Below are 20,170 nucleotides of genomic sequence, written 5' to 3'. Positions count from 1 at the left end.
GCCGCCCCCCAGACGCGCAGCGCGACAGCAAAAGGGCGCGTGCCGAACACGCGCCCCGTTTGTCATGCCCGTGCCGCTTGGTCAGTGCGTCGGTTCGGTTCCGGTCTCGGGACCCTCAACCGCCTTTGGCTCCGCTCCGTCAACCGTTGGCATGGCTTTGTCGTTCTGCGTGATGCCGGTGGTGAGCCCGGCAATCCCGCCATCCATCGACAAGCCAAGCTCGTCGCCAAGCTTGCGCAGCGCCGGCATCTGCACCGCCATGCCCATGATCGAGTCGAGCGCCTGATTGACAACCGGCTTGTCGCCATCGCCGCTGCCGCCGCCGGCGCCGCCCGCGTTGCCGCCCAGACCGGTGACCTGGTGAATGCGGATCGAGTCGATCTTTTCCGCAGGCTTGACCGCCTCGGCGAGCACTTTCGGCATCGCTTCGAGCCGTGCGAGGTCCACCTTCATCGCGATCAACGCATCGCTCAGCGCGTTCTCCGCGTCGGTGATGGCGCGGGTGCCTTCCGCTTCAGCCAGCATGTCCTTCTTCTTGGCTTCCGCGCGGATGGTGATCGCATCGGCCTCGGCCTGTGCCTCCTCCCGGCGGGCCTCGGCACGGTCCTGTGCCGCGTCCTTTTCGGCGGCCGCTTCGAGCCGCACTCGCGTGGCTTCGCGCTCGGCTTCGCGCTGCGCTTCGATCAGGGCAATCTGCTTGAGACGCTCGGCCTCGGCGACCTGCTTGGCCGTGGTCACGGCCTCCATCGCCTTGATTGCCTCTGCGCGGGCAAGGTCGGCAGACGCGCGCGCGCGGCTCTCTTCCTCGGATTTCTGCTGAATGATGATCTGGCGTTCCTGATCGGCCACCTCGAGCTCGCGCTCCTTGGTGATCTCGGCTTCGCGGATCTTGCGCTCGCGCTCGATCTCTGATGACCGGATGGCCTCTTCCCGGGCAATCCGCGACCGCTCCGTTTCGCGCATGCTGTCTTCGCGGCGCGCGGCGATCTCGGCTTCCTGCGCGGCCTTCATCGTCTCGACCTTTTCAATCTGGTTGATGCGGGCCTGTTCCTCGTCCTGCATGATCGCGAGCTTCTGGCGCTCCGCTTCCATCGCGGCCCGACGCACCTCGACCTCGGCATCGGCGTCGATATTCGCGCGGTCCTTTTTGGATTTCGCGATCACCTCCGCCAGCTTGCGCATACCCACCGCGTTGAATGCGTTGTTCTCGTCAAGCGCCTCGAACGGCGTCTGGTCAAGCGCTGTCAGCGAGACGGATTCCAGCGACAGGCCGTTTTTCAACAAGTCCTCGGAGACGGCGTTCTGCACTTCCTGCACAAAATCGGCGCGGTTCTCGTGAAGCTGGTCCATGGTCATCTGGGCCGCCACCGCGCGCAGACCGTCGATGAGCTTGCCCTCGATCATCTCGCGGAGTTGCTCGACGTCAAAGGTCCGGTCGCCCAGCGTCTGCGCGGCACGGCTGATGCCTTCTTCTGTTGCGTTGACCGAGACGTAGAATTCGACGCCCACATCGACGCGCATCCGGTCCTGTGTGATGAGCGCGGCTTCTCCGTCGCGCTTCACCTCAAGGCGCAGCGTCTTCATGTTGACCGGGCTGATCTCATGGAACAACGGCACGACGATTGTGCCGCCATCCATGATCACCTTGCGGCCACCGGCTCCGGTGCGCACCAGACTGACTTCCCGTGTCGTGCGCCGGTAGAGACGCGCAAGAACCAGACCAATCAGCACAAGCAGCGCAAGCGCTGATCCAACAATGACCAGAAGACCCGTGATATCCATAATGAACTCCCTTTCCCTGAAGGATTATTGATTGAGCGGCACCAGCAGGTAGCCGCCGTCGCGCCGGTGCCGCAAAACGATCACCTCGGACCCTTGCGGGATCGACAGATCATCGCGCAGCGGCTCGGCGCGCAGGTAATGTGTGTTGCCGTAGCGGTCGGTGACGCGCACTTCGGCGGGTTTGCCACGCGCGGCGGTGCCTTGCGTGATCACACCGGGGCGGCGCCCCAGATGCCGTTCGGACAAGGCTTGCGTTTCGGTTTTCGGGATCATGCGCGCAAAGAACATCCCGAATTTCCGCGTGAAGACAACGGCGACAATGGCCGCCGGAACAGAAGCCACGATCCACGGCCATTCAAAACCGAAGGCGTTGCGCGTGATGCTCTGGATCACAAGCCCGGTCGAGCCAAAGGCAAAAAGCATGCAACCGATCCAGATCAGCAAGGGCATCTTCCCGAGACCCAGAAACCCCGCAACACCGCCCGTTGCCGCGATTCCGTCTGGTGCGTCGGCGCCGTCAGGCGCTTCGGGCGGGTTGAATTCCGGCCCTTCAAACTCCCCCAGATCCATTTCGAGCCCGTCAAGTTCCAGATCGAGATCGAAATCCGCCACCTCCGGTGCATCCAGATCCGGACCGTCAAGATCGGGACCGTCCTTGCCCATCAGCGTGCCGCCGAGCATGGCAAAGACCAGCTCGAGCAGCATCAGCCCGAAAAGCAGGGCAAGCGAAAGGGTAAAGGGAAACATCCCTTGGGTCAGAAACGGGTCAATCATGTCAGGCCCATTGTTTGGTATGCTATGGTATACATTTGATATAGGTTCTCACGGACGTGTTACAATGGCGTGGCGCCAAAAACCGTGCCAGTAAGGAAAAGCCCACTTTGCCAGACCTGACCCCGGAGGCCGCTTTGAAACTGACGCTGCATCATATCAATCTGGCCACCGAAAATGTCGAAAAAATGGAGCGGTTCTATCGCGACGTGCTCCAACTAGAGCGGGAAACCCAAGGGTTGCCAACCCTCGAAAAGACCAAAGGTTACGCCGGCGCGGTGTCGTTTGTGACCGATGGTGCGATCCAGACGCATATCGCGGAAAAAGACGTTCTGGCCGGGTTCCGCACGGGTCAATTGGTCAACCCGGTCAGTCGGGGGCATATCGCCTATCGCACCGACGATCTCGCCGCGTTCAAGGCGCATCTCGAGGCCCAGGGCGTGCCATACGCGGATTGGGGGCATGCTGCCGTGGCCGGATGGTCGCAGATCTTCTTTTACGATCCGGACGGCAACGTGATCGAGGTTCACGAGGTGTCGGATCCATAAGACCGATACGCGCGACAAGCCCGCCGTGATCGGCCCGGCCGGACGTCTGGATAGTGACGTGCCGCCCATTGTCGGGACACAGGCGGCTGGCCCCGCCAAACCCGCGACGGAGCGGTCAGAGCATCCGTGGCCTCGGGCGATTGAAGGTCAGCAGATCCTTGACCTTGCCCTTCAATCCACGGGGCGGAAGGATTTCACGGTTCATTTCGAAGACCGCACCGTTGAGTAACGGATCCCGCTTGAGCGCCAGCGTGACGCCCCATTGTGCGGAGACCGCGGGGTCCAGACCGTCCGGGATCCCCATGTCGGTCGCCAACATGCCCGGCATCCAGTCGCCGATCACGATGCCGGGGAAGCGATCACCCAGATCGGCAATCATCGCACGGGTCAGGATGCGCGCGGCGCCTTTGGACACGGAGTAGGCCGCCGCGCTGGGAAGCGGGTTCATATCCGCAAAGGTGGCGACATTGAGGATCCGTCCCGTCCCGACCGTTGCCATCTGTTTCAGAACGGCATTGGACAGCCCCGCCACGCCAAGCAGGTTGACCGACACGGTCTGCGCAAAACTTTCGGGGGTTTCATCGAGGAAATCCCGCCTGGGATAGATCGCCGCGTTGTTGACAAGCACCGCAACAGGCCCGTGCTCTTGCCAGATCCCGGCCACCACTGTCGAAAGCGTGGACAACTCCGCCACATCACACGGCCGGGCAACGAACAATCCGGGCGCGCAAAGGCCCGCGGTTTCCTGCAAGGCCGCTTCGGACCGTCCGAGTCCGACGACCCTGAAGCCACGCTCCGCAAACGCCATGGCCATGGCCCGTCCAAGGCCGGAGCCTGCGCCCGACAGAAGCACGCAGCCCTCCGATGGGTGGATCTCCGTCATCGTGCACCTCCTGTCAGTGTCTCCGCCACGCGCAAGGCGTTTGCGGCAATGGTCAGGCTCGGATTGACCCCCATCGACGTCGGCATGAAAGCGGCATCCACAACCCAGAGGTTCGCGACATCATGGGCGCGACAATCCGGGCGCAGCACCGAGCGCGCGGGGTCGTCGCCGAAACGGACCGTGCCGCACGGGTGCCCGTAGTTCAGTTCCGGAAGGAGCGACAAGAACACCCGCCGATGTCCTTTCAGCGCCCGCCGGATCGCGTGGCGGAATGCGCGGCGGCGGGCGGCAAGCTCCGGGTGGATGGTATAGGACACCGCCAGCCGGTCCGGCTGCGTCGGGTCATGGATCACGCGGTTGTCCGCGTAGGGCAGATCCTCCAGCAGGCCGACAAAGATCTGCGCCTGCCCGAAGAGCCGCGCCGCCAGAGCCGCCGGCACGCGCGTGAACGGTTGCAACCCGGGCAGGCCGGGCATCCGGGACTGCGCCAGCATGCGGTTCAGGTAGTGCACGATTTCGCCATAGGAGGCGCGGATCCCCATGGATTGCACGGTTCCGAAGCGCTGCCCGTCGCGGTGATAAAGATCGCGAAAGGATATCGCCTTTGTCGCGCCGTCATCCGGCACGCGGTCCTTGGGCCAGAGCGCAAACATCTCGTTGAGATGGAACATCAGGTTGCGGCCAACCAGACCGGAGCGGTTCGCAAGACCGTTTGGCCAATCCGCGCTGGCGGAGGCCAGAAGCACACGCGGAGAGCCCAGCGCACCGCCTGCGAGCACGTAGCGGTCCGCCCTGAACTGCACCGGCTGGCCGTCTACACGCGCGTCCACCCCGATCACACGCTCCGCATCCGCCAAGAGGCGGGTGACCTGTGCGCCTGTGACCAGCGTTGCACGACCGGTGGCCAGGGCCGGTTCGACCCCGACGGAGCGCGCGTCGCGCTTGCAATCGCGCGGGCATTTGCGGCCCAGACAAGCGGCGCAGCCGGGCAGGCGCCGCAGCGCCGTATGCGCGTGGTAGGGGTGCAAGCCAGCCTCCGACAGGCTGCGCATCAGCGAAGCCTCGGTGGGCGTGAGCGCGGGTGGCGACGCCAGCGCCGCCGGTGGATCGTCCGACAAGGGATCCGGCGCGCCGTAGACTTCGTAGAGCCGCGCGGCCACGTCATACCATGGCCGCATCTCGGCGAAGCTGACGGGCCACCCCCCGGTCGGATGGTCCGGACCGGGGTCAAGATCATGCGGCGCGGGCCGTTCGAGCGTCGCCGCGTAAAAGACCGACGAGCCGCCGACCCCTGCGCCCAGCGGGGCAAAAAGCGTCTGGGTGCGACCATTCAGGGCAACATGGAGCGGCTCGGGCCAGAGCCCGCGCGCGAGGCGCGCTTCGGGCAAGGGGGTTTCGGACAGCCCGTTTTCCTCCGCGCGATAGCCGGCGCCCCCCTGTTCGAGGAACAGCACGGATTGACCGGCCTCGGCCAGCGCCCGGCCCAATGTGGCGCCGCCCATGCCGGTTCCGATGACAATCGTATCCCAATGCGTCTCTGTGGCCGGATGGGTCATGGCCGCCGATCAAGCGCCGTGCGCTGCGTCACCGGTTCAAAAAGCGGCGCAAACAGGTCGCGCAAACGCACCGCGGCGCTGTTGGTGAGATGATTGTTGTCGAAATACTGCCCGGCACCATCCTGAAGAGCGGAGCAGACCTCCGCGTCACACAGACGGGGCCACGGATCGATCCAGGTGATGCGGCCCGCTTCCGCCGCCGCAAGCCACGGGGCATCCGCCAATGCCGCACGCAGAGCCAACGCATCGCGCGCCACATCCGGCCGCGTGATCGGGTCCGCCGCAAAGGGCAGGCCGGCATGCGCCGTCTCCCGCGCGGCCCGGCGGCTGTCATAATCCGGGATTTCCGGCGGCTGACGCAGCACTGCGACGCGCGGAAACTGCTGTGACAGGATATCGATCGTGCGGCCCGCGGCCGTGGTGACGACCTGCGCCTGCGCTTGGCCCGCGCGCATGTCTTCGACCGCAAACACACCGATTTCATTCGTCGCATCGAGCCCGATACCGGTGCCGCTGGCATAATAACTCCAGCGGCCCACCAGCAGCACGGTTTCCACCGTGTCCAGCCGCGAAAGCGCCTGCCGGATCTGAAGATTCGCCCGCGTGCAATCAAGATCCTGCGACGGGGTGGCGGCACTTTCGGTCTTGCGCACCCCAAAAAGCGGCGGGCAGCCCGCGCGCCACAGGATCAGCCCGGGCACCTGCGCCTCCGCTGCCGCCAGCGAAAGCCCGTCATGCAGGGCACGAAGGTGGCTGTCGCCCCAGATCAGAACTTGGGGCGGCCCGTCCGGCCCGATCGGGCAGATCTCGAGCCCGTCGAGGGGCGCTGTCTCGGCAATACGGCACCGGCTGAAATCCTGGAGGAAATCGCCCGACGCCGCGATATGAACCCGAGCCTCCGGGCCAAACCGTCCCGGCAGCCCGTCGCGTGTAAACATCACCGCCCCCGCCATCAGAGCGGCTGCCGATGCAAGGCCGGTGGAGACGAAGACGCGGCGCGCCGACAAGCTGCGCGCCCGTCGCACCGGGGTTTCGACGAAGCGCCACGACAGCCATGCCAGCGCCAGCGACAGCGCGATCAAGACCGCCGCAGAGACCGGGTCCAGCGCGCCGCCCCGCAGGTAGGCACCAAAAACATAGATTGGCCAATGCCACAGATAAAGCGAGTAGGACAGCAGGCCGATCATCACCGCCCAGGGATGACACAGCAGCCGGTTCACCGGGTTGGGGCCCGTGCCGTTGGCAATCAGAAGGACCGTCCCAAGGACCGGCAGGATCGCCAGCACGCCGGGAAACTGCGGCCCGGCCGGGATGAACAGGATCGACACCGCCACCAAACCCAGCCCCAACCAGCTCAACGCGGCGTAGCCGTGCCATCGGCGCCGCGTCTCGAACCCCCAGATCGCGAGCAACACGCCCGACAAGAGCTCCCATGCCCGGAACGGAAAGAGGTAGAAGGCCGCCATCGGGTGGCTCGGGGTCGCAAGGATCGACGCCGCCAGCGAAAGCCCCCATGCCGTGATCAGCGCCCAGAGCAACAGCCGCCGGGAGCGTTTCAGCAACAGGATGGTCAGCGGCAGGAGGATATAGAACTGCTCTTCAACCGCGAGCGACCATGTATGCAGGAGGGGCTTTTCCTCCGAGGCGGCGTCGAAATATCCCGCGTCTCGATAGAACAGCACGTTGGACAGCCACACCGTCGCCGCGATCAGGGACTTGCCGTATTCGCGGAACTCGAAGGGCAGAAGGATCGCCGCTCCGACAAGCGTGGTCACGAAGGCCATGGCAAAGAAAGCCGGGGCCAACCGCTTGAACCGCCGGAGATAGAATGCCCCGAGCCGCACCCGCCCGGTGCGGTCAAACTCCCGCCAGAGTATGCCGCCGATCAGGAACCCGGAAATCACGAAAAAGATGTCGACCCCGACGAAGCCGCCCGCCAGCGGCGCGCCGAAGTGGTAAAGCACCACGGACAGCACCGCGATTGCGCGCAAACCGTCGATATCGCCCCGATACGGCAATGGCGGCGCGGGGTCATGCCGCGTCATGATGAGGCTCCAGGCGAGAGGCGCGATCCTGTCATGGTGTTTCCGGTTTCTCCGGTCGTTTGGCTGCCCAGTTTGAACGGGCATCGAAGGCGTTGCTAGATGACAAGTGTTGCCATAGCGTCAAGCCGTGCTCAAATCCGGGCGCATAAATGGCGTTTCGATGACAAGCGCGCGCAGAACAGGCAGACCCGTGGACGAAACAGGCATTTCGGCAGAGCATCCCGACTGGTCGCGTGAGGCGATCCGACGGTTTTGGGATCCGGGGCAGAAACTGCTCCGCGCCATCCGCCGCTATCAGGCCGCAAAGGCGCGCGGCGCGCGTCTTGCCTCGAAATACTGGGCCTTGAACCACCTGTTCTGGTCGACCATCACGCAGAGCGAGCTGCATCTGAATACCCGGATCGGGGGTGGCCTGCGGCTCACCCATCCCACGGGCATCATCGTGCACCCCGATGCGGAAATCGGGGTGAATTGCATGATCTTCCATCAGGTGACGCTGGCCGGGCCTGTCGTTCTGGGCGGTCATGTGGATGTCGGCGCGGGCGCCAAGCTGATCGGCCCGCTTACAGTGGGTGACCACGCGGTGATCGGCGCAAATGCGGTGGTCACGCGCGACGTCCCCGAAGGCGCCACGGTGGCCGGAATCCCCGCGCGCATCATTTCCAGAAACGCCCCGGAAGAAGGGTAGCACAGAGCGGGGCGGAGAGGCCCGCGCGACCCGGCGCAGACCGGGCCGGATTGGTTTGAGACCCTCGTTCAGTAGCCCAGACCGCTCAAGGGCCGCCCCGAAAGCACCGCCTCGTAAAGCTCCAGCGTCTTTTCGCCCTTGGCGCGCCACGTATACAGCGTCTCGGCATATGCCTGGCCGCGCGCGGCAACCGCGGCGGCGCGGTCCGGCGCTTCGGCAACCGCCTCCATCTCGCGGCGGAACCCGGCCACCAGCGTGTCAAAATCCGCCATCTCGACCATCGCGCCCCGCCCCTCGGCGGCAAGATCGCCCGGCGCACCATAGGCGGTCACCATCACCTCGATCCCGCAGGCCATGGCTTCCACCACCACACCCGCGCCAAGTTCCCGGATCGACGGGTGCACAAAGACGTCGCAACGCCGCATCCAGTCGGCCAGTTCGGTTTGCGTCTTGCGCCCATGCAGCGTCACGCAGGCCTCCAGCCCCTCCTCGGCAATCGCGGCCTGCATGCGCGGCAATTCCGGCCCGTCCCCCACGATATGCAGGTGGTGCTGCCGCAGGATCTCGGACGCACCGAAGGCGCGGATCGGCAATTCCGGCAGCTTATAGGGCACAAGTCGCCCGGCATGCAGGAAATGCACCTTGCCATCCTCGCTGCGCCGACCGGCGGGCAGCGTCCCGATGCCGTGGAAGATCGACGGATCGAACCCGATCTCCGGGAACGGCACAATCCGCGCATCCTCGACCCGCGACAGATCGCGACGCGTATGCGAAAACGCCGTCAGCACGGCGGCGGCCCGGTCATAGGTCGAGCGCGCATAGGGCAGATACTTGTAGAAATCCCGGAACCGCCGCAGCGTCTCGTTCTCGCGCTTCTGTTCGGCGGCAAAGGCCGCGGGCCAGTCGAGATTGCCGTTCATCGGCCCGATCAGAAACGGCACCGGTGATTTATGCGCGATATAGCTTGGCAGGGTCGGAGTCATGGGTGTGATGCGATGCACCAGATCAAACGCGCCGCTCCTGAGCTCGGTGCGAAACCGCGTCCAGGCCGCGCGCTCGAAGGCCACGTAAGGCAGGTAGGCAAACATCTTGGAGGTGGACCAGCCGATATCGTCGCCACCGCGCACGATCCGCTCGACCTTGTACATCGGGCCTGCGAGCCATTCGGTATCGAGATAGGTCACCGGCACGTCATAGCCGGCTTTCTCTATGTTCTCGCGATTGCGCACATGGGTGACGAGCGTCACATCCGCACCGCGCGCGATCTCACGGGCGTATTTGTAACCAACGATGGGCAGGGACGGCCACTCGGGGTTGCACTCCTCGGCCAGGATCAGAACGCGAGGGCGGCGACAGGAAAGGGACACTCACAACTCCATCACATGACACTGCGCCAGAAAACGGGCGTTTCCACAGGTCCGGCGGCCAGACGGGCCGCACGCAGTTTTTCGGCGTATCCCGTCAACGCCCCGGCGATAAGCCACGACAAGGGCGTTAATGTGGCGTTCGGGATCATATCGAGCATGTTGACCGCCAAAATCAGCGACAGCGGGGCAATCATGGGGGAAATCTTGTCCCGCCTCGGGGCCACGGCTTCGCGCCACATGAGGATCAGCGGCAGTAGCATCAATCCGAACTCTGCCATGAACCCCACCCAGCCATAGACGCCGATCACGATGATCCAGCGCCCGTCGGTCACCGTCAGGATGAAACCCGTCACCGGATCGAGGATATGGTTCCGGCCCCAGCTCCCCCAGCCGAAAACCGGTTTGATATAGGCCCGCTCCAGCAGCGTGTTCTCGTTGTCGAAGCGGAATTCGAGACTGCCCGCGCGCTGTGGGTCGACGGAGGCCGCCGCCGCAAGCATGCGGTCTTGCGGCACGAGATCCGCGCCCTTGAGCAACGGATAGGCCAGCGCGATGCTGCCCAGAAGGATCGCGACGCGGATCTGCGCTTTCGGGCTCAGCACGATCACCAGCGGGATCAGCATCACGGCAAAAAGCAGGGCTCCGAGCGATTTGGCCAAGACGATGATGATCGTCAGATAGCCCGCCGCCATGAGCAGTTTCGTCTTGTTACCCTGCTCGTCGAGCCGCCACAGCGACCATGCCGCGACAACCGACGTCATGACAAAGAACGCGACCCAAAGCCCGTGGTAGAGAAACACCACCGGGCGATATCCGCCCGCCCGCACCGACTGGCCGAACTGGTGCTGGTAGAACCCGTAAACCCAGAGGTTGAGCTGTGGCGACAGGCGCATCTCGATCAGCATGAACAGCGAGTAGACCAGCCCGCCAACCATCAACGCCTTGAGCAACTCGCGCTGCGCCCCGCCCGACACGAGATGCTGACGCGCCAGAAGGAATGGCAGGATCAGCAGGAACTGTTCGATCGGCAAGGCGATCATGTCCTTGAGCCCGAGCCCGGGAAGCCCGATCTGGCCAAAAAACACCGGTTCTCCGTTGCTCAGCACGGTCATCACCGGCGAGAAGACAAAGGTCAGCACCAACATCTTGCCGACGATATTCTCCGGCAGGAGGGATCCTTTGAGCCCGCCTTTCTGCAAGATGATCAGGAAGGCCGCCAGCGCCGGGATGTTATGCTTGTGCAGCGCCGGAAACGCCGGAAGATCAAAGACTGCGGGCCGCTCCGGCAGGAAAAGATAACCCACGAGCAGCGTCCAGATCAGTGCCTGATCGAAACGCATCCGCGAGAAAAGCATCACGGCCACGAGGGGCCAGATGGCGAGAGCGGCAAGGGCGATGACGTTTGGCATGAGCCTCGCAGAACAGGGTGCACAGGGGTCCAGATCCCGATTTAGCAGCCGTCAGAGGCAAAGTCGCGTCATGTTTGAGCCAAATTGATGGCATCCCCGCCACCGGCAAGCTGCGCCGGCGCGGTCGATCCGCCCGCGCTTGCGCAAGGTTTGTGCCCGGCCAATGCCCGTGCCCTGCCTTCCTCTGACGCCTTGGGCAGCGTCTGTGTGCCGTTTCGCACACCGCCTGTGTCACGCCACGCGCACCACCGTGTGCCATCTCGCGCGCCACCGTGTGCCGTCTCACGCGCCGCCCGTGTAACGCCTCACGCACCGCCTGTGTCACGCCGCGCGCACCGCCTGTGTCACGCCGCGCGCACCGCCTGTGTCACGCCGCGCCTGAGCACCCCAAGCCATGCGCAGGCATGGCAAGCCCCGATACCTTGCGCAATGCGGGTGCCCCGCGCGCTCTGACGGCTCCGGCAATCCCGCCATCCATCGCGCAATCGCGCCTTGTGCGATCCCTATGCCTCACGCCCGCCGTGCGCAATTCGCCCGCCCCCGAAACCGGCGCCTCGAGCGGGTGGGGAATCGGACGCTGCATCAAGGACGCGCCGCCGGTCTCCCCACGCCAACGGTCTCGCCCTCGAATCGCCGCATTGATCGTCAACACTTTGCCGATAACCTTCGGCGCGGAAGCCACCGCCACGTGCAAGGGAGCCACATGACCCGCCTGCGGATCGCATATCTCTGCGACCACTCGCCGCTCGACCGCAACCTCTACTCCGGAGGGAATGCGCGGATTCATGACGCCCTGTGCGCCCATGCCGGGGATGTGACCATCCTCGACAACCGCTGGCACGGCGTCCAGCCCGTGCGCCGCCTGATCGAAGCGCTGCCCGTCGGCGCCAATCTGCGGCTGCGCTGGCGCATGCACCTCATGCTTGCCCGGCGCATTGCCCGCGGGGTCGAAACAGAATTGGCCCGCGGCGGCTATGACGTGCTTTTTGGCGCCTATTCGCTGCATTCGATGGCACAGGTTCGCGTGCCTGCCGGCTGCATCAAGGTGTTTACCTCGGACGCGACCCAAACCGTCTACCGCACCTCGGAAATCGGGGCCAGTTTCAAGCGCAAGCTTGCGCTCTCGGCGCTCATGGATACCTGGGTCGAGCGACAGGAAAAGGCCATTCTGCACAGCCTCGATCTCGCGCTGTGGCCCTCGCAATGGCTTCTCGATGCCGTGACCGACCGCTACGACCTCCCGCCCAAGGCCGCGCGCCTGATCGAGTGGGGCGCCAATATCGACCCGGTGCCCGCCCCCGCCCCGCGCCGCATCGCGCCCGATGCGCCGCTGCGGCTCTTGCTGATCGGCCGCGACTGGTTCGCCAAGGGTGGCCCGGTTGCCTTTGACACGATGCAGGCGCTGCGGGCGCAGGGCGTCGACGCGCGGCTCTGTGTGATCGGCTGCATGCCGCCCGCGTTTCATACAAATGAATGGGTCACCATCCACCCTCAGCTCGACAAGGCGATCCCCGATCAGCTGGCGCAGTTCAACGCCGCGCTGGCCGGGGCGCATTTCCTCGTGCAGCCGTCGTTCGAGAGCTACGGGTTTGCATTTTGCGAAGCCTCCGCGCATGGGCTGCCCTCCTTGTGCCTGCGTGTGGGCGGCGTGCCGGTGCGCGATGGGATCAATGGTCATGCCCTGCCCCCCGGAAGCCCGCCAGACGCCTTCGCGGCGCGCATCCGGACCTATCTGGACGACCCCTCTGGCTATGCCGCCCTATGCGCCAGCGCGCGCCGTGAATATGAAGAGCGGCTGAACTGGGACGCCTGGGGCCGCCGCACGGCGCAAGCCCTGCACGAGGTCCGCGCCGCACAGCGCTTGGATCGCTGAGTCAAACACCACATTCATACCGCCGAGACGCCAGCACCGCCGCGCCGGTCACCCGCAAATCCGCGTCGATCCAATTGCGCAAAATCCTGCGCGAACAACATTTTATGAGACAAAATATCTCATAAATTTTGAAACTGGTGGATTCTGGCATTATGCCATGGAAAACACTGGCCCTAACCGCTGCTTGGCGGGATCGGTATGTTGCCGCGCAATCCCATGCGGGCGAGGACGCCCGTTTTTTCCTTTTTTCGACATCGAGGACCGCCTGCCATGAAGATGACCACCGAGGAAGCTTTCGTCAAAGTTCTGCAACGCCACGGGATCGACAACGCTTTCGGGATCATCGGCTCCGCCATGATGCCGATTTCCGACCTGTTTCCCGCCGCAGGCATCAAGTTCTGGGACTGCGCCCATGAAGGCTCAGCCGGGTTCATGTCCGACGGCTACACCCGTGCGACCGGCAAGATGTCGATGATGATCGCGCAGAACGGCCCCGGAATCACCAACTTCGTGACCGCCGTCAAAACCGCCTACTGGAACCACACGCCGCTGCTTCTGGTCACGCCGCAGGCCGCCAACAAGACCATCGGTCAGGGCGGTTTTCAGGAAGTCGAGCAGATGAAGCTTTTCGAGGACATGGTCGCCTATCAGGAAGAGGTCCGCGACCCTTCCCGAGTCGCAGAGGTGCTGACCCGCGTGATCTCCCAAGCCAAGCGCCTCTCCGGCCCGGCCCAGATCAACATCCCGCGCGATTTCTGGACCCAGGTGGTCGACATCGCGATCCCCGATCCGATCGAGTTCGAAGTCTCGCCCGGCGGTGAAAACTCCGTCGCGAAAGCCGCGGAACTGCTCTCGACCGCCAAGAACCCGGTGATCCTCAATGGCGCGGGCGTTGTGCTCTCCAATGGCGGCATCGAGGCCTCCAAGGCGCTGGCCGAACGGCTCGATGCACCGGTTTGCGTCGGCTATCAACACAATGACGCTTTCCCCGGCTCGCATCCGCTCTTTGCCGGACCGCTGGGCTACAATGGCTCCAAGGCCGGGATGGAGCTGATCAAGGACGCCGACGTGGTGCTTTGCCTCGGCACGCGGCTGAACCCGTTCTCGACCCTGCCCGGCTATGGCATGGAATACTGGCCCGCCGATGCGACCATCATTCAGGTCGATATCAACCCCGACCGCATCGGCCTCACCAAGAAAGTGACCGTGGGCATCGTTGGCGACGCGGCAAAGGTGGCCAAGGGCATCCTGCGCCAGCTTGCGGATGACGCGGGCGACGCGGGCCGCGAGGCGCGCCGTGCCCGGATCGCCGAGACCAAGTCGCGCTGGGCGCAGGAACTGACCTCTCTCACCCACGAGGAGGACGACCCCGGCACCACATGGAACGAGCGCGCGCGCAAGGCCAAGCCCGACTGGATGAGCCCCCGCATGGCGTGGCGCGCGATCCAGCAGGCGCTCCCGCGCGAGGCGATCATTTCCTCCGACATCGGCAACAACTGTGCCATCGGCAACGCCTATCCCGATTTCGACGAGGGCCGCAAATATCTCGCACCGGGCCTCTTCGGTCCTTGCGGCTACGGTCTGCCCGCCATCGTCGGCGCCAAGATCGGCCAGCCCGACGTGCCGGTTGTGGGCTTTGCCGGTGACGGCGCCTTCGGCATCGCGGTCAACGAGCTGACGGCAATTGGCCGCGGCGACTGGCCCGCCATCACCCAGATCGTTTTCCGCAACTACCAGTGGGGCGCGGAGAAGCGGAACTCGACCCTGTGGTTCGACGACAATTTCGTCGGCACCGAGCTTGACGAACAAGTGTCCTATGCCGGCATCGCCAAGGCCTGCGGCCTGCAAGGCGTGGTGGCGCGCACCATGGACGAGCTGACCGAGGCGCTGAACACGGCGATCGAGGACCAGATGAAACATGGCAAGACGACCCTGATCGAAGCCATGATCAACCAGGAGCTCGGCGAGCCGTTCCGTCGCGACGCGATGAAAAAGCCGGTCTCCGTGGCGGGGATCTCGCGCGAAGACATGGCCGCGGAGTAATCAGCATGGGCGCGCCCGAAACAGACCGGATTCTGGTGCTGAACGCGGGCTCGTCCTCGATCAAACTGGCGGTGTTCGACGATGCGCTGACGGAGTGCATCACGGGCATGGCGGAGGCCATCGGCGGGGCCTCCGCGATCCGTCTGGGCGGCACGCATGAAGCGCTGCCGCTGCCGGATCACCGCACCGCACTTGGCGCTCTGATCGAGCGGCTGGGCGCATGCGGCTATCCCTTGTCGTCCTTTCGTGCCGCCGCCCACCGCGTGGTGCATGGGGGCGCGAGCCTGTCCGGCCCGGTCCGGATTACGGCCAAAACGCGCGCAGAGATTGCCTCCTGCACGCCTCTGGCGCCGCTGCACAACCCGCATCATCTTGCCGCGATCGACAGCATTTCGGCGCTGGCGCCGGGCTTGCCGCAATATGCCAGTTTCGACACCGCGTTCCATGCCACCAATCCAGAGGTCGCCACGCGCTACGCGATCCCCTCCCTGCCCGAGACCAAGGGCATCCGCCGCTATGGTTTTCACGGGCTGAGCTATGCGTCCCTGACCCGCCGCCTGCCCGAGATTTCGGGCCACCCGCTCCCGGACCGGCTGCTTGCGTTTCACCTTGGCAACGGCGCGTCGCTCTGCGCCATCCGCGGCGGCCGGTCGGTCGCCACGACGATGGGCTATTCGCCGCTCGACGGCCTGACGATGGGCACCCGTTCGGGCGGGATCGACGCCAACGCGGTGCTCAAGCTGGTCGAAGACAACGGGCTTGCCCGCACCAAGGAAATCCTCAATCAGGAATCAGGACTGCTCGGGCTGTCCGGCGGCAAATCCGACATGCGCCGCCTGATGCAGGACCCTTCCCCCGAAGCGGCTTTTGCCGTCGCGCATTTCTGCTACTGGTCGCTGCGCCATGCAGGCTCGCTCATCGCCGCGATGCAGGGCTGCGACGCGGTCGCCTTCACCGGCGGGATCGGCGAGAATGCCGCCGAGGTGCGCGCGCGCATCATCGCCGGTCTCGACTGGCTCGGCGCCACGCTCGACGACGCGGCCAACACCGCCAACGCGCCCACGCTGCATGGCCCCGACAGCCGGATCGCCGTCTGGATCGTCCCCGCCGAAGAAGAACGTGAAATTGCCCGCAATGCCCGCGCAATCCTGCAAGACAATGGGTAAAGCCGGGCTATACTGCCGCCCATGCCAGCGGTTTTTTCTTGTGTCGACATCCCGATACCCGGCCCCGGACCACACATGCCCCGACCAGACCGGGGTCAGTCCCGCGACGCGAGGGCTATGGTGATCCGTGTCGACTCGACGATATCGTCCACGCGCGCCCCGCGTGACAGGTCACAGACTGGCTTGCGGAACCCCTGCAGGATCGGGCCGATGGCCTGCGCCCCGGCCAGTTCCTGGCACAGCTTGTATGCGATGTTGCCGGCATCCAGATCCGGAAAGATCAAGACGTTGGCATCCCCGCCTGCAACGCCCTTTTTCCCCGCAATCGTTGCGTTGAGCGCTGCATCCGCCTGCAGCGGCCCGGCAAAGCCTGTCGCCGCCGCCGCCGCGCGGACACGTGCGACGCTTGCGCCGCTGCCGCTGGCCCCGGTCGAGTATGACAAGAGCGCCACCCGCGCCTCGCCGAGCAACGCCGCCCCCGTCACCGCGGACGCGCGGGCAATCGCCGCAAGCCCCTCGGCGTCCGGGTCGACATTGACCGCGCAATCGGCAAAGACCATGTCCCGCCCATCCGCAAAGCGCATCAGGAAACACGAGGACGGCAGGCTCACGCCATCCGCCAACCCGATCACCATGGACGCCGCTTCGATCACGCGCCGCGTGGGCACATCCGCCCCGGCCACCATCGCGTCCGCTTCGCCCGCCGCCACCATCGCCGCCGCGCCATATAGCGGTTTCGCAAGCAGCCGTCGCGCCAGGGCCGGCTTCATGCCCCGCGCCGTCACAAGCGCCTCGATCTGGGCATCGCTGGGCCGTGTGAGCGCGACCGGCTCCGCGAACCCCTCGGCCGCGATTGCCGCAACCGCGTCCGCCACGCGCGGTTCTTCGATCTCGGGAAAGACAACACGCGGCAAACGGCTCATTTCGGCTCCTCGCGATTTCGCACCGTGCCAGAAAACGCCGCGCACGCCGGCGCGTCAACCAATCGCTGCGCCGCACGACCGCCCCACGCAACAAAGCCTTGCGATGAAGGGATGTAAGCGTTTACATCTCTTCCGCAGCCTGCAAGCGTAAGCCCAAGGACAGGAGCCCCGCCATGACCGCCCCCAACCCGACGCTTGAGCTTTCCCCGAAGGTCTCCGACGAGATCCGCAAGACGACCTGCTACATGTGCGCCTGCCGCTGCGGCATCAACGTGCATATGAAGGACGGCCCCGACGGCAAGAAACAGGTCGCCTATATCGAAGGCAACCGCGACCACCCGGTCAATCGCGGCGTGCTCTGCGCCAAGGGCTCTGCGGGGATCATGCAGCACAACGCCCCCTCGCGCCTCAAGGCCCCGATGAAGCGTGTCGGCCCGCGCGGCTCCGGTGAGTTCGAGGAAATCTCTTGGGACGAGGCGCTTGAGACGGCGGTGTCCTGGCTCAAACCGCTGCGCGACACGGCCCCCGAAAAGCTCGCCTTCTTCACCGGGCGCGACCAGTCGCAAAGCTTCACCGGCCTCTGGGCGCAGCAATTCGGCACGCCCAACTTCGCCGCCCATGGCGGCTTTTGCTCGGTTAACATGGCCACGGCGGGCATCTACACGATGGGCGGCGCGTTCTGGGAATTCGGCGCGCCGGATTGGGAACGCACCAAGCTCTTCATGCTTTTCGGCGTCGCCGAGGACCATGACAGCAACCCGATCAAGATGGGTCTCGGGCGGCTCAAGGAACGCGGCGCCAAGGTGATCGGCGTCAACCCGATCCGCACCGGCTATAACGCCGTGAGCGATGAATGGGTCGGCATCACACCGGGCACCGATGGCCTGTTCATCCTGTCGCTGATCCACTGCCTGATGAAAGCGGGCCGGATCGACCTCATCTATCTGGCCAGCTTCACCAACGCCCCCGCGCTGATCGACGCGGATCCCAACTCGCCCACCAAGGGCATGCTGCTGCGCGACGGCGACGGCAAGCTGATCGTGATCGACCGCAAGACCGGCGCGCCCGCCGCCTTCGATGGGCACGGCGTCGAGCCCGACCTCTCCGGCACGCTCACCCGTGACGGCATCACGCACCGCACCGTGCTCGCCGCCATGGCCGAGCGTTACCTCGACCCGCAATACGACCCAGACACCGTCGGGCCGAAATGCGGGCTTGAGCCTGCCCGCATCCGCCGCATCGCCTCCGAACTGGCCCGCGTCGCCTTCGACGAGGCCTTCGAGCTGGATCAGCCATGGACCGATTTCCGCGGCAACCGGCACGAGAAGATGCTCGGCCGCCCGGTCTCCATGCACGCCATGCGCGGCATCTCCGCCCATTCCAACGGCTTCCAGACCTGCCGTGCGCTGCACATCCTCCAGATCATCCTCGGCACGGTCGAGGTCCCCGGCGGGTTCCGCTTCAAGCCGCCCTACCCCAAGCCCGCCACCGCCCATCCCAAACCGCATTTCACCGCCGCCCCGGGCAAACCGCTCGACGGCCCGCATCTCGGCTACCCCCACGGGCCCGCCGACCTCGCACTCGACGCCGACAACAACCCGATCCGGATAGACAAGGCGTTTACCTGGGAAAACCCGCTCTCCGCCCACGGGCTGATGCATATGGTGATCTCCAACGCGCATGCGGGCGATCCCTACAAGATCGACACGCTGTTTCTCTACATGGCCAACATGGCGTGGAACTCCTCGATGAACTCCCGCGGCGTGATGGAGATGCTGTCCGACACCGATGAGAACGGCGATTATGTCATCCCCAACATCATCTATTCCGACAGTTACAGCTCCGAGATGGTCGCCTATGCCGACCTGATCCTGCCCGACACCACCTATCTCGAGCGCCACGACTGCATCTCGCTGCTCGACCGTCCGATCTCCGAACCCGAAGCCGCCGCCGACGCGATCCGCTGGCCGGTGGTGGAGCCGGAGCGCCCGGGCCATGCGGGCGTGCGCGGCTTCCAGTCGGTGCTCATCGATCTGGCCAACCGCATGAAACTGCCCGGCTTCACCGATGCCGACGGCAACGCGCTCTACGCGGATTACGCCGATTACATCACCAACCACCAACGCAAGCCCGGCATCGGCCCGCTCTCCGGCTTCCGCGGCAATGGTGACGAAGAGGGCCGCGGCGCGCCCAACCCGCAGCAGATCGACCGCTATATCGAAAACGGCGGCTTCGCGGTCTTCCACATCCCCGACGAGGCACAGTTCTACAAACCGTGGAACGCGGCCTATCAGGACTGGGCCGTCAATCTCGGCCTCTACGACGCGCCGACCCCTTACCTCTTCGAGATCTATTCCGAACCGTTGCGCCGCTTTCAGCACGCCGCCGAAGGCCATGGCGAGCGCCAGCCGCCAGAGCATCTGCGCGAACGGCTCAAACATACGATGGACCCGCTGCCGCTCTGGTACGCGCCGCTATCGGACGCGCATGAGGATCCGGCGGAATTCCCGGTCCATGCGCTCACGCAGCGCCCCATGGCGATGTATCACTCCTGGGGCTCCCAAAACGCGTGGCTGCGCCAGATCCATGGCCGCAACCCGCTCTACCTGCCCACCTTCTGGTGGGAGAAGCTCAAACTCCGCGACGGCGACTGGGTGCGCGTCACCTCGAGCCACGGCGAGATTACCGTCCCCGCCGCCCATATGGCCGCGCTCAACAAGGATACGGTCTGGACATGGAACGCCATCGGCAAGCGCAAGGGCGCCTGGGCGCTGGATGAAAACGCCCCCGAGGCCACCAAGGGCTTTCTGCTCAACCACCTGATCCACGAATTGCTCCCGCCCAAAGGCGACGGGTTGCGCTGGTCCAATTCCGACCCGATCACGGGGCAGGCCGCGTGGTTCGACCTGCGGGTGAAACTGGAAAAGGCGAAAGCCCCGCAGGAAAGCCTCCCCGCTTTCCCGGCCCAGAAAAGCCCGGTCGGCAAAGGTCCCAAACTGCTGAAATGGGGGATCGGCACATGACACGACACGACATGCCATCCGCGGCACACCTGTTATTCCGGACCGACCCCATGGCTTCTTCTGTCCGGAAATACTCACATGCCACACCCGCCC

At 65.0% G+C, this 20,170-nt stretch carries 14 protein-coding genes; 6 read left to right on the top strand and 8 right to left on the bottom strand.

The genetic code is table 11. The annotated features are described in order from the left end of the window. Window positions 1-81 precede the first annotated feature (81 nt). Together J1C49_RS02070 and J1C49_RS02065 are read right to left on the bottom strand one after the other, a co-directional pair. Window positions 82-1,782: a flotillin domain-containing protein gene (locus J1C49_RS02070; RefSeq protein WP_227444133.1), complete on the bottom strand. Its 1,701-nt coding sequence runs from the start codon at window positions 1,780-1,782 to the stop codon at window positions 82-84. 24 nt (window positions 1,783-1,806) lie between these two features. Next, window positions 1,807-2,556: an OB-fold-containig protein gene (locus J1C49_RS02065; protein WP_227444132.1), complete on the bottom strand. Its 750-nt coding sequence runs from the start codon at window positions 2,554-2,556 to the stop codon at window positions 1,807-1,809. A 107-nt stretch (window positions 2,557-2,663) separates the two neighbouring features. Here J1C49_RS02065 and J1C49_RS02060 point away from each other — a divergent pair, with 107 nt between their 5' ends. Beyond that, entirely contained in the window at window positions 2,664-3,101 is a 438-nt protein-coding gene (locus J1C49_RS02060; RefSeq protein WP_227444131.1) for a VOC family protein, read from the top strand. A 115-nt stretch (window positions 3,102-3,216) separates the two neighbouring features. Here J1C49_RS02060 and J1C49_RS02055 read toward each other — a convergent pair whose 3' ends face one another. Genes J1C49_RS02055 through J1C49_RS02045 form a run of 3 tightly spaced genes read right to left on the bottom strand, consistent with a single transcriptional unit; the run spans window position 3,217 to window position 7,585 of the window. Then, window positions 3,217-3,984 carry an SDR family NAD(P)-dependent oxidoreductase gene (locus J1C49_RS02055; RefSeq protein ID WP_227444130.1) on the bottom strand — a complete coding sequence of 256 codons (768 nt, stop codon included), beginning with the start codon at window positions 3,982-3,984 and terminating at the stop codon, window positions 3,217-3,219. Then, a complete protein-coding gene (locus tag J1C49_RS02050) occupies window positions 3,981-5,540 on the bottom strand; it encodes a GMC oxidoreductase (RefSeq protein ID WP_227444129.1) in 1,560 nt (519 codons plus the stop codon). Before J1C49_RS02050 ends, J1C49_RS02055 begins: the two co-directional genes overlap by 4 nt. Continuing rightward, window positions 5,537-7,585: an acyltransferase family protein gene (locus J1C49_RS02045; protein ID WP_227444128.1), complete on the bottom strand. Its 2,049-nt coding sequence runs from the start codon at window positions 7,583-7,585 to the stop codon at window positions 5,537-5,539. Before J1C49_RS02045 ends, J1C49_RS02050 begins: the two co-directional genes overlap by 4 nt. Window positions 7,586-7,775: 190 nt before the next feature. Between J1C49_RS02045 and J1C49_RS21890 the strand changes: the two genes are divergently transcribed. Then, window positions 7,776-8,273 carry a serine acetyltransferase gene (locus J1C49_RS21890; protein ID WP_227444127.1) on the top strand — a complete coding sequence of 166 codons (498 nt, stop codon included), beginning with the start codon at window positions 7,776-7,778 and terminating at the stop codon, window positions 8,271-8,273. Between the two features lie 68 nt (window positions 8,274-8,341). Here the strand turns inward: J1C49_RS21890 and J1C49_RS02035 are convergent, their stop codons facing one another. Further along, entirely contained in the window at window positions 8,342-9,640 is a 1,299-nt protein-coding gene (locus J1C49_RS02035) for a glycosyltransferase (protein ID WP_227444126.1), read from the bottom strand. An 11-nt stretch (window positions 9,641-9,651) separates the two neighbouring features. After that, window positions 9,652-11,049, bottom strand: coding sequence for a hypothetical protein (locus J1C49_RS02030; RefSeq protein WP_227444125.1), 1,398 nt, complete (start codon window positions 11,047-11,049; stop codon window positions 9,652-9,654). Between the two features lie 703 nt (window positions 11,050-11,752). Here J1C49_RS02030 and J1C49_RS02025 point away from each other — a divergent pair. From J1C49_RS02025 to J1C49_RS02015, 3 genes are all read left to right on the top strand, one after another. Then, window positions 11,753-12,922 (top strand): glycosyltransferase family 4 protein, encoded by a 1,170-nt coding sequence (locus J1C49_RS02025; RefSeq protein ID WP_227444124.1) that lies wholly within the window; start codon window positions 11,753-11,755, stop codon window positions 12,920-12,922. Between the two features lie 270 nt (window positions 12,923-13,192). Next, complete coding sequence (xsc, locus tag J1C49_RS02020; protein WP_227444123.1) at window positions 13,193-14,965, top strand: sulfoacetaldehyde acetyltransferase; 1,773 nt, start codon at window positions 13,193-13,195, stop codon at window positions 14,963-14,965. Between the two features lie 5 nt (window positions 14,966-14,970). Then, window positions 14,971-16,131 carry an acetate/propionate family kinase gene (locus J1C49_RS02015; protein ID WP_227444122.1) on the top strand — a complete coding sequence of 387 codons (1,161 nt, stop codon included), beginning with the start codon at window positions 14,971-14,973 and terminating at the stop codon, window positions 16,129-16,131. Window positions 16,132-16,226: 95 nt separating this feature from the next. Here the strand turns inward: J1C49_RS02015 and J1C49_RS02010 are convergent, their stop codons facing one another. Then, complete coding sequence (locus tag J1C49_RS02010) at window positions 16,227-17,054, bottom strand: phosphate acyltransferase (RefSeq protein ID WP_227444121.1); 828 nt, start codon at window positions 17,052-17,054, stop codon at window positions 16,227-16,229. A 173-nt stretch (window positions 17,055-17,227) separates the two neighbouring features. Here J1C49_RS02010 and J1C49_RS02005 point away from each other — a divergent pair, with 173 nt between their 5' ends. Further along, on the top strand, window positions 17,228-20,077 hold the full coding sequence (locus J1C49_RS02005) for a molybdopterin oxidoreductase family protein (RefSeq protein WP_227444120.1): 2,850 nt from the start codon (window positions 17,228-17,230) through the stop codon (window positions 20,075-20,077). Window positions 20,078-20,170: the final 93 nt, after the last annotated feature.

Source organism: Cognatishimia sp. F0-27 (assembly GCF_020667845.1).
In the GTDB taxonomy this organism is placed as follows: domain Bacteria; phylum Pseudomonadota; class Alphaproteobacteria; order Rhodobacterales; family Rhodobacteraceae; genus JAFMPQ01.
The sequence above is the reverse complement of the archived record's forward strand: the minus strand, read 5'-3'. Positions and strand labels throughout refer to the sequence as shown.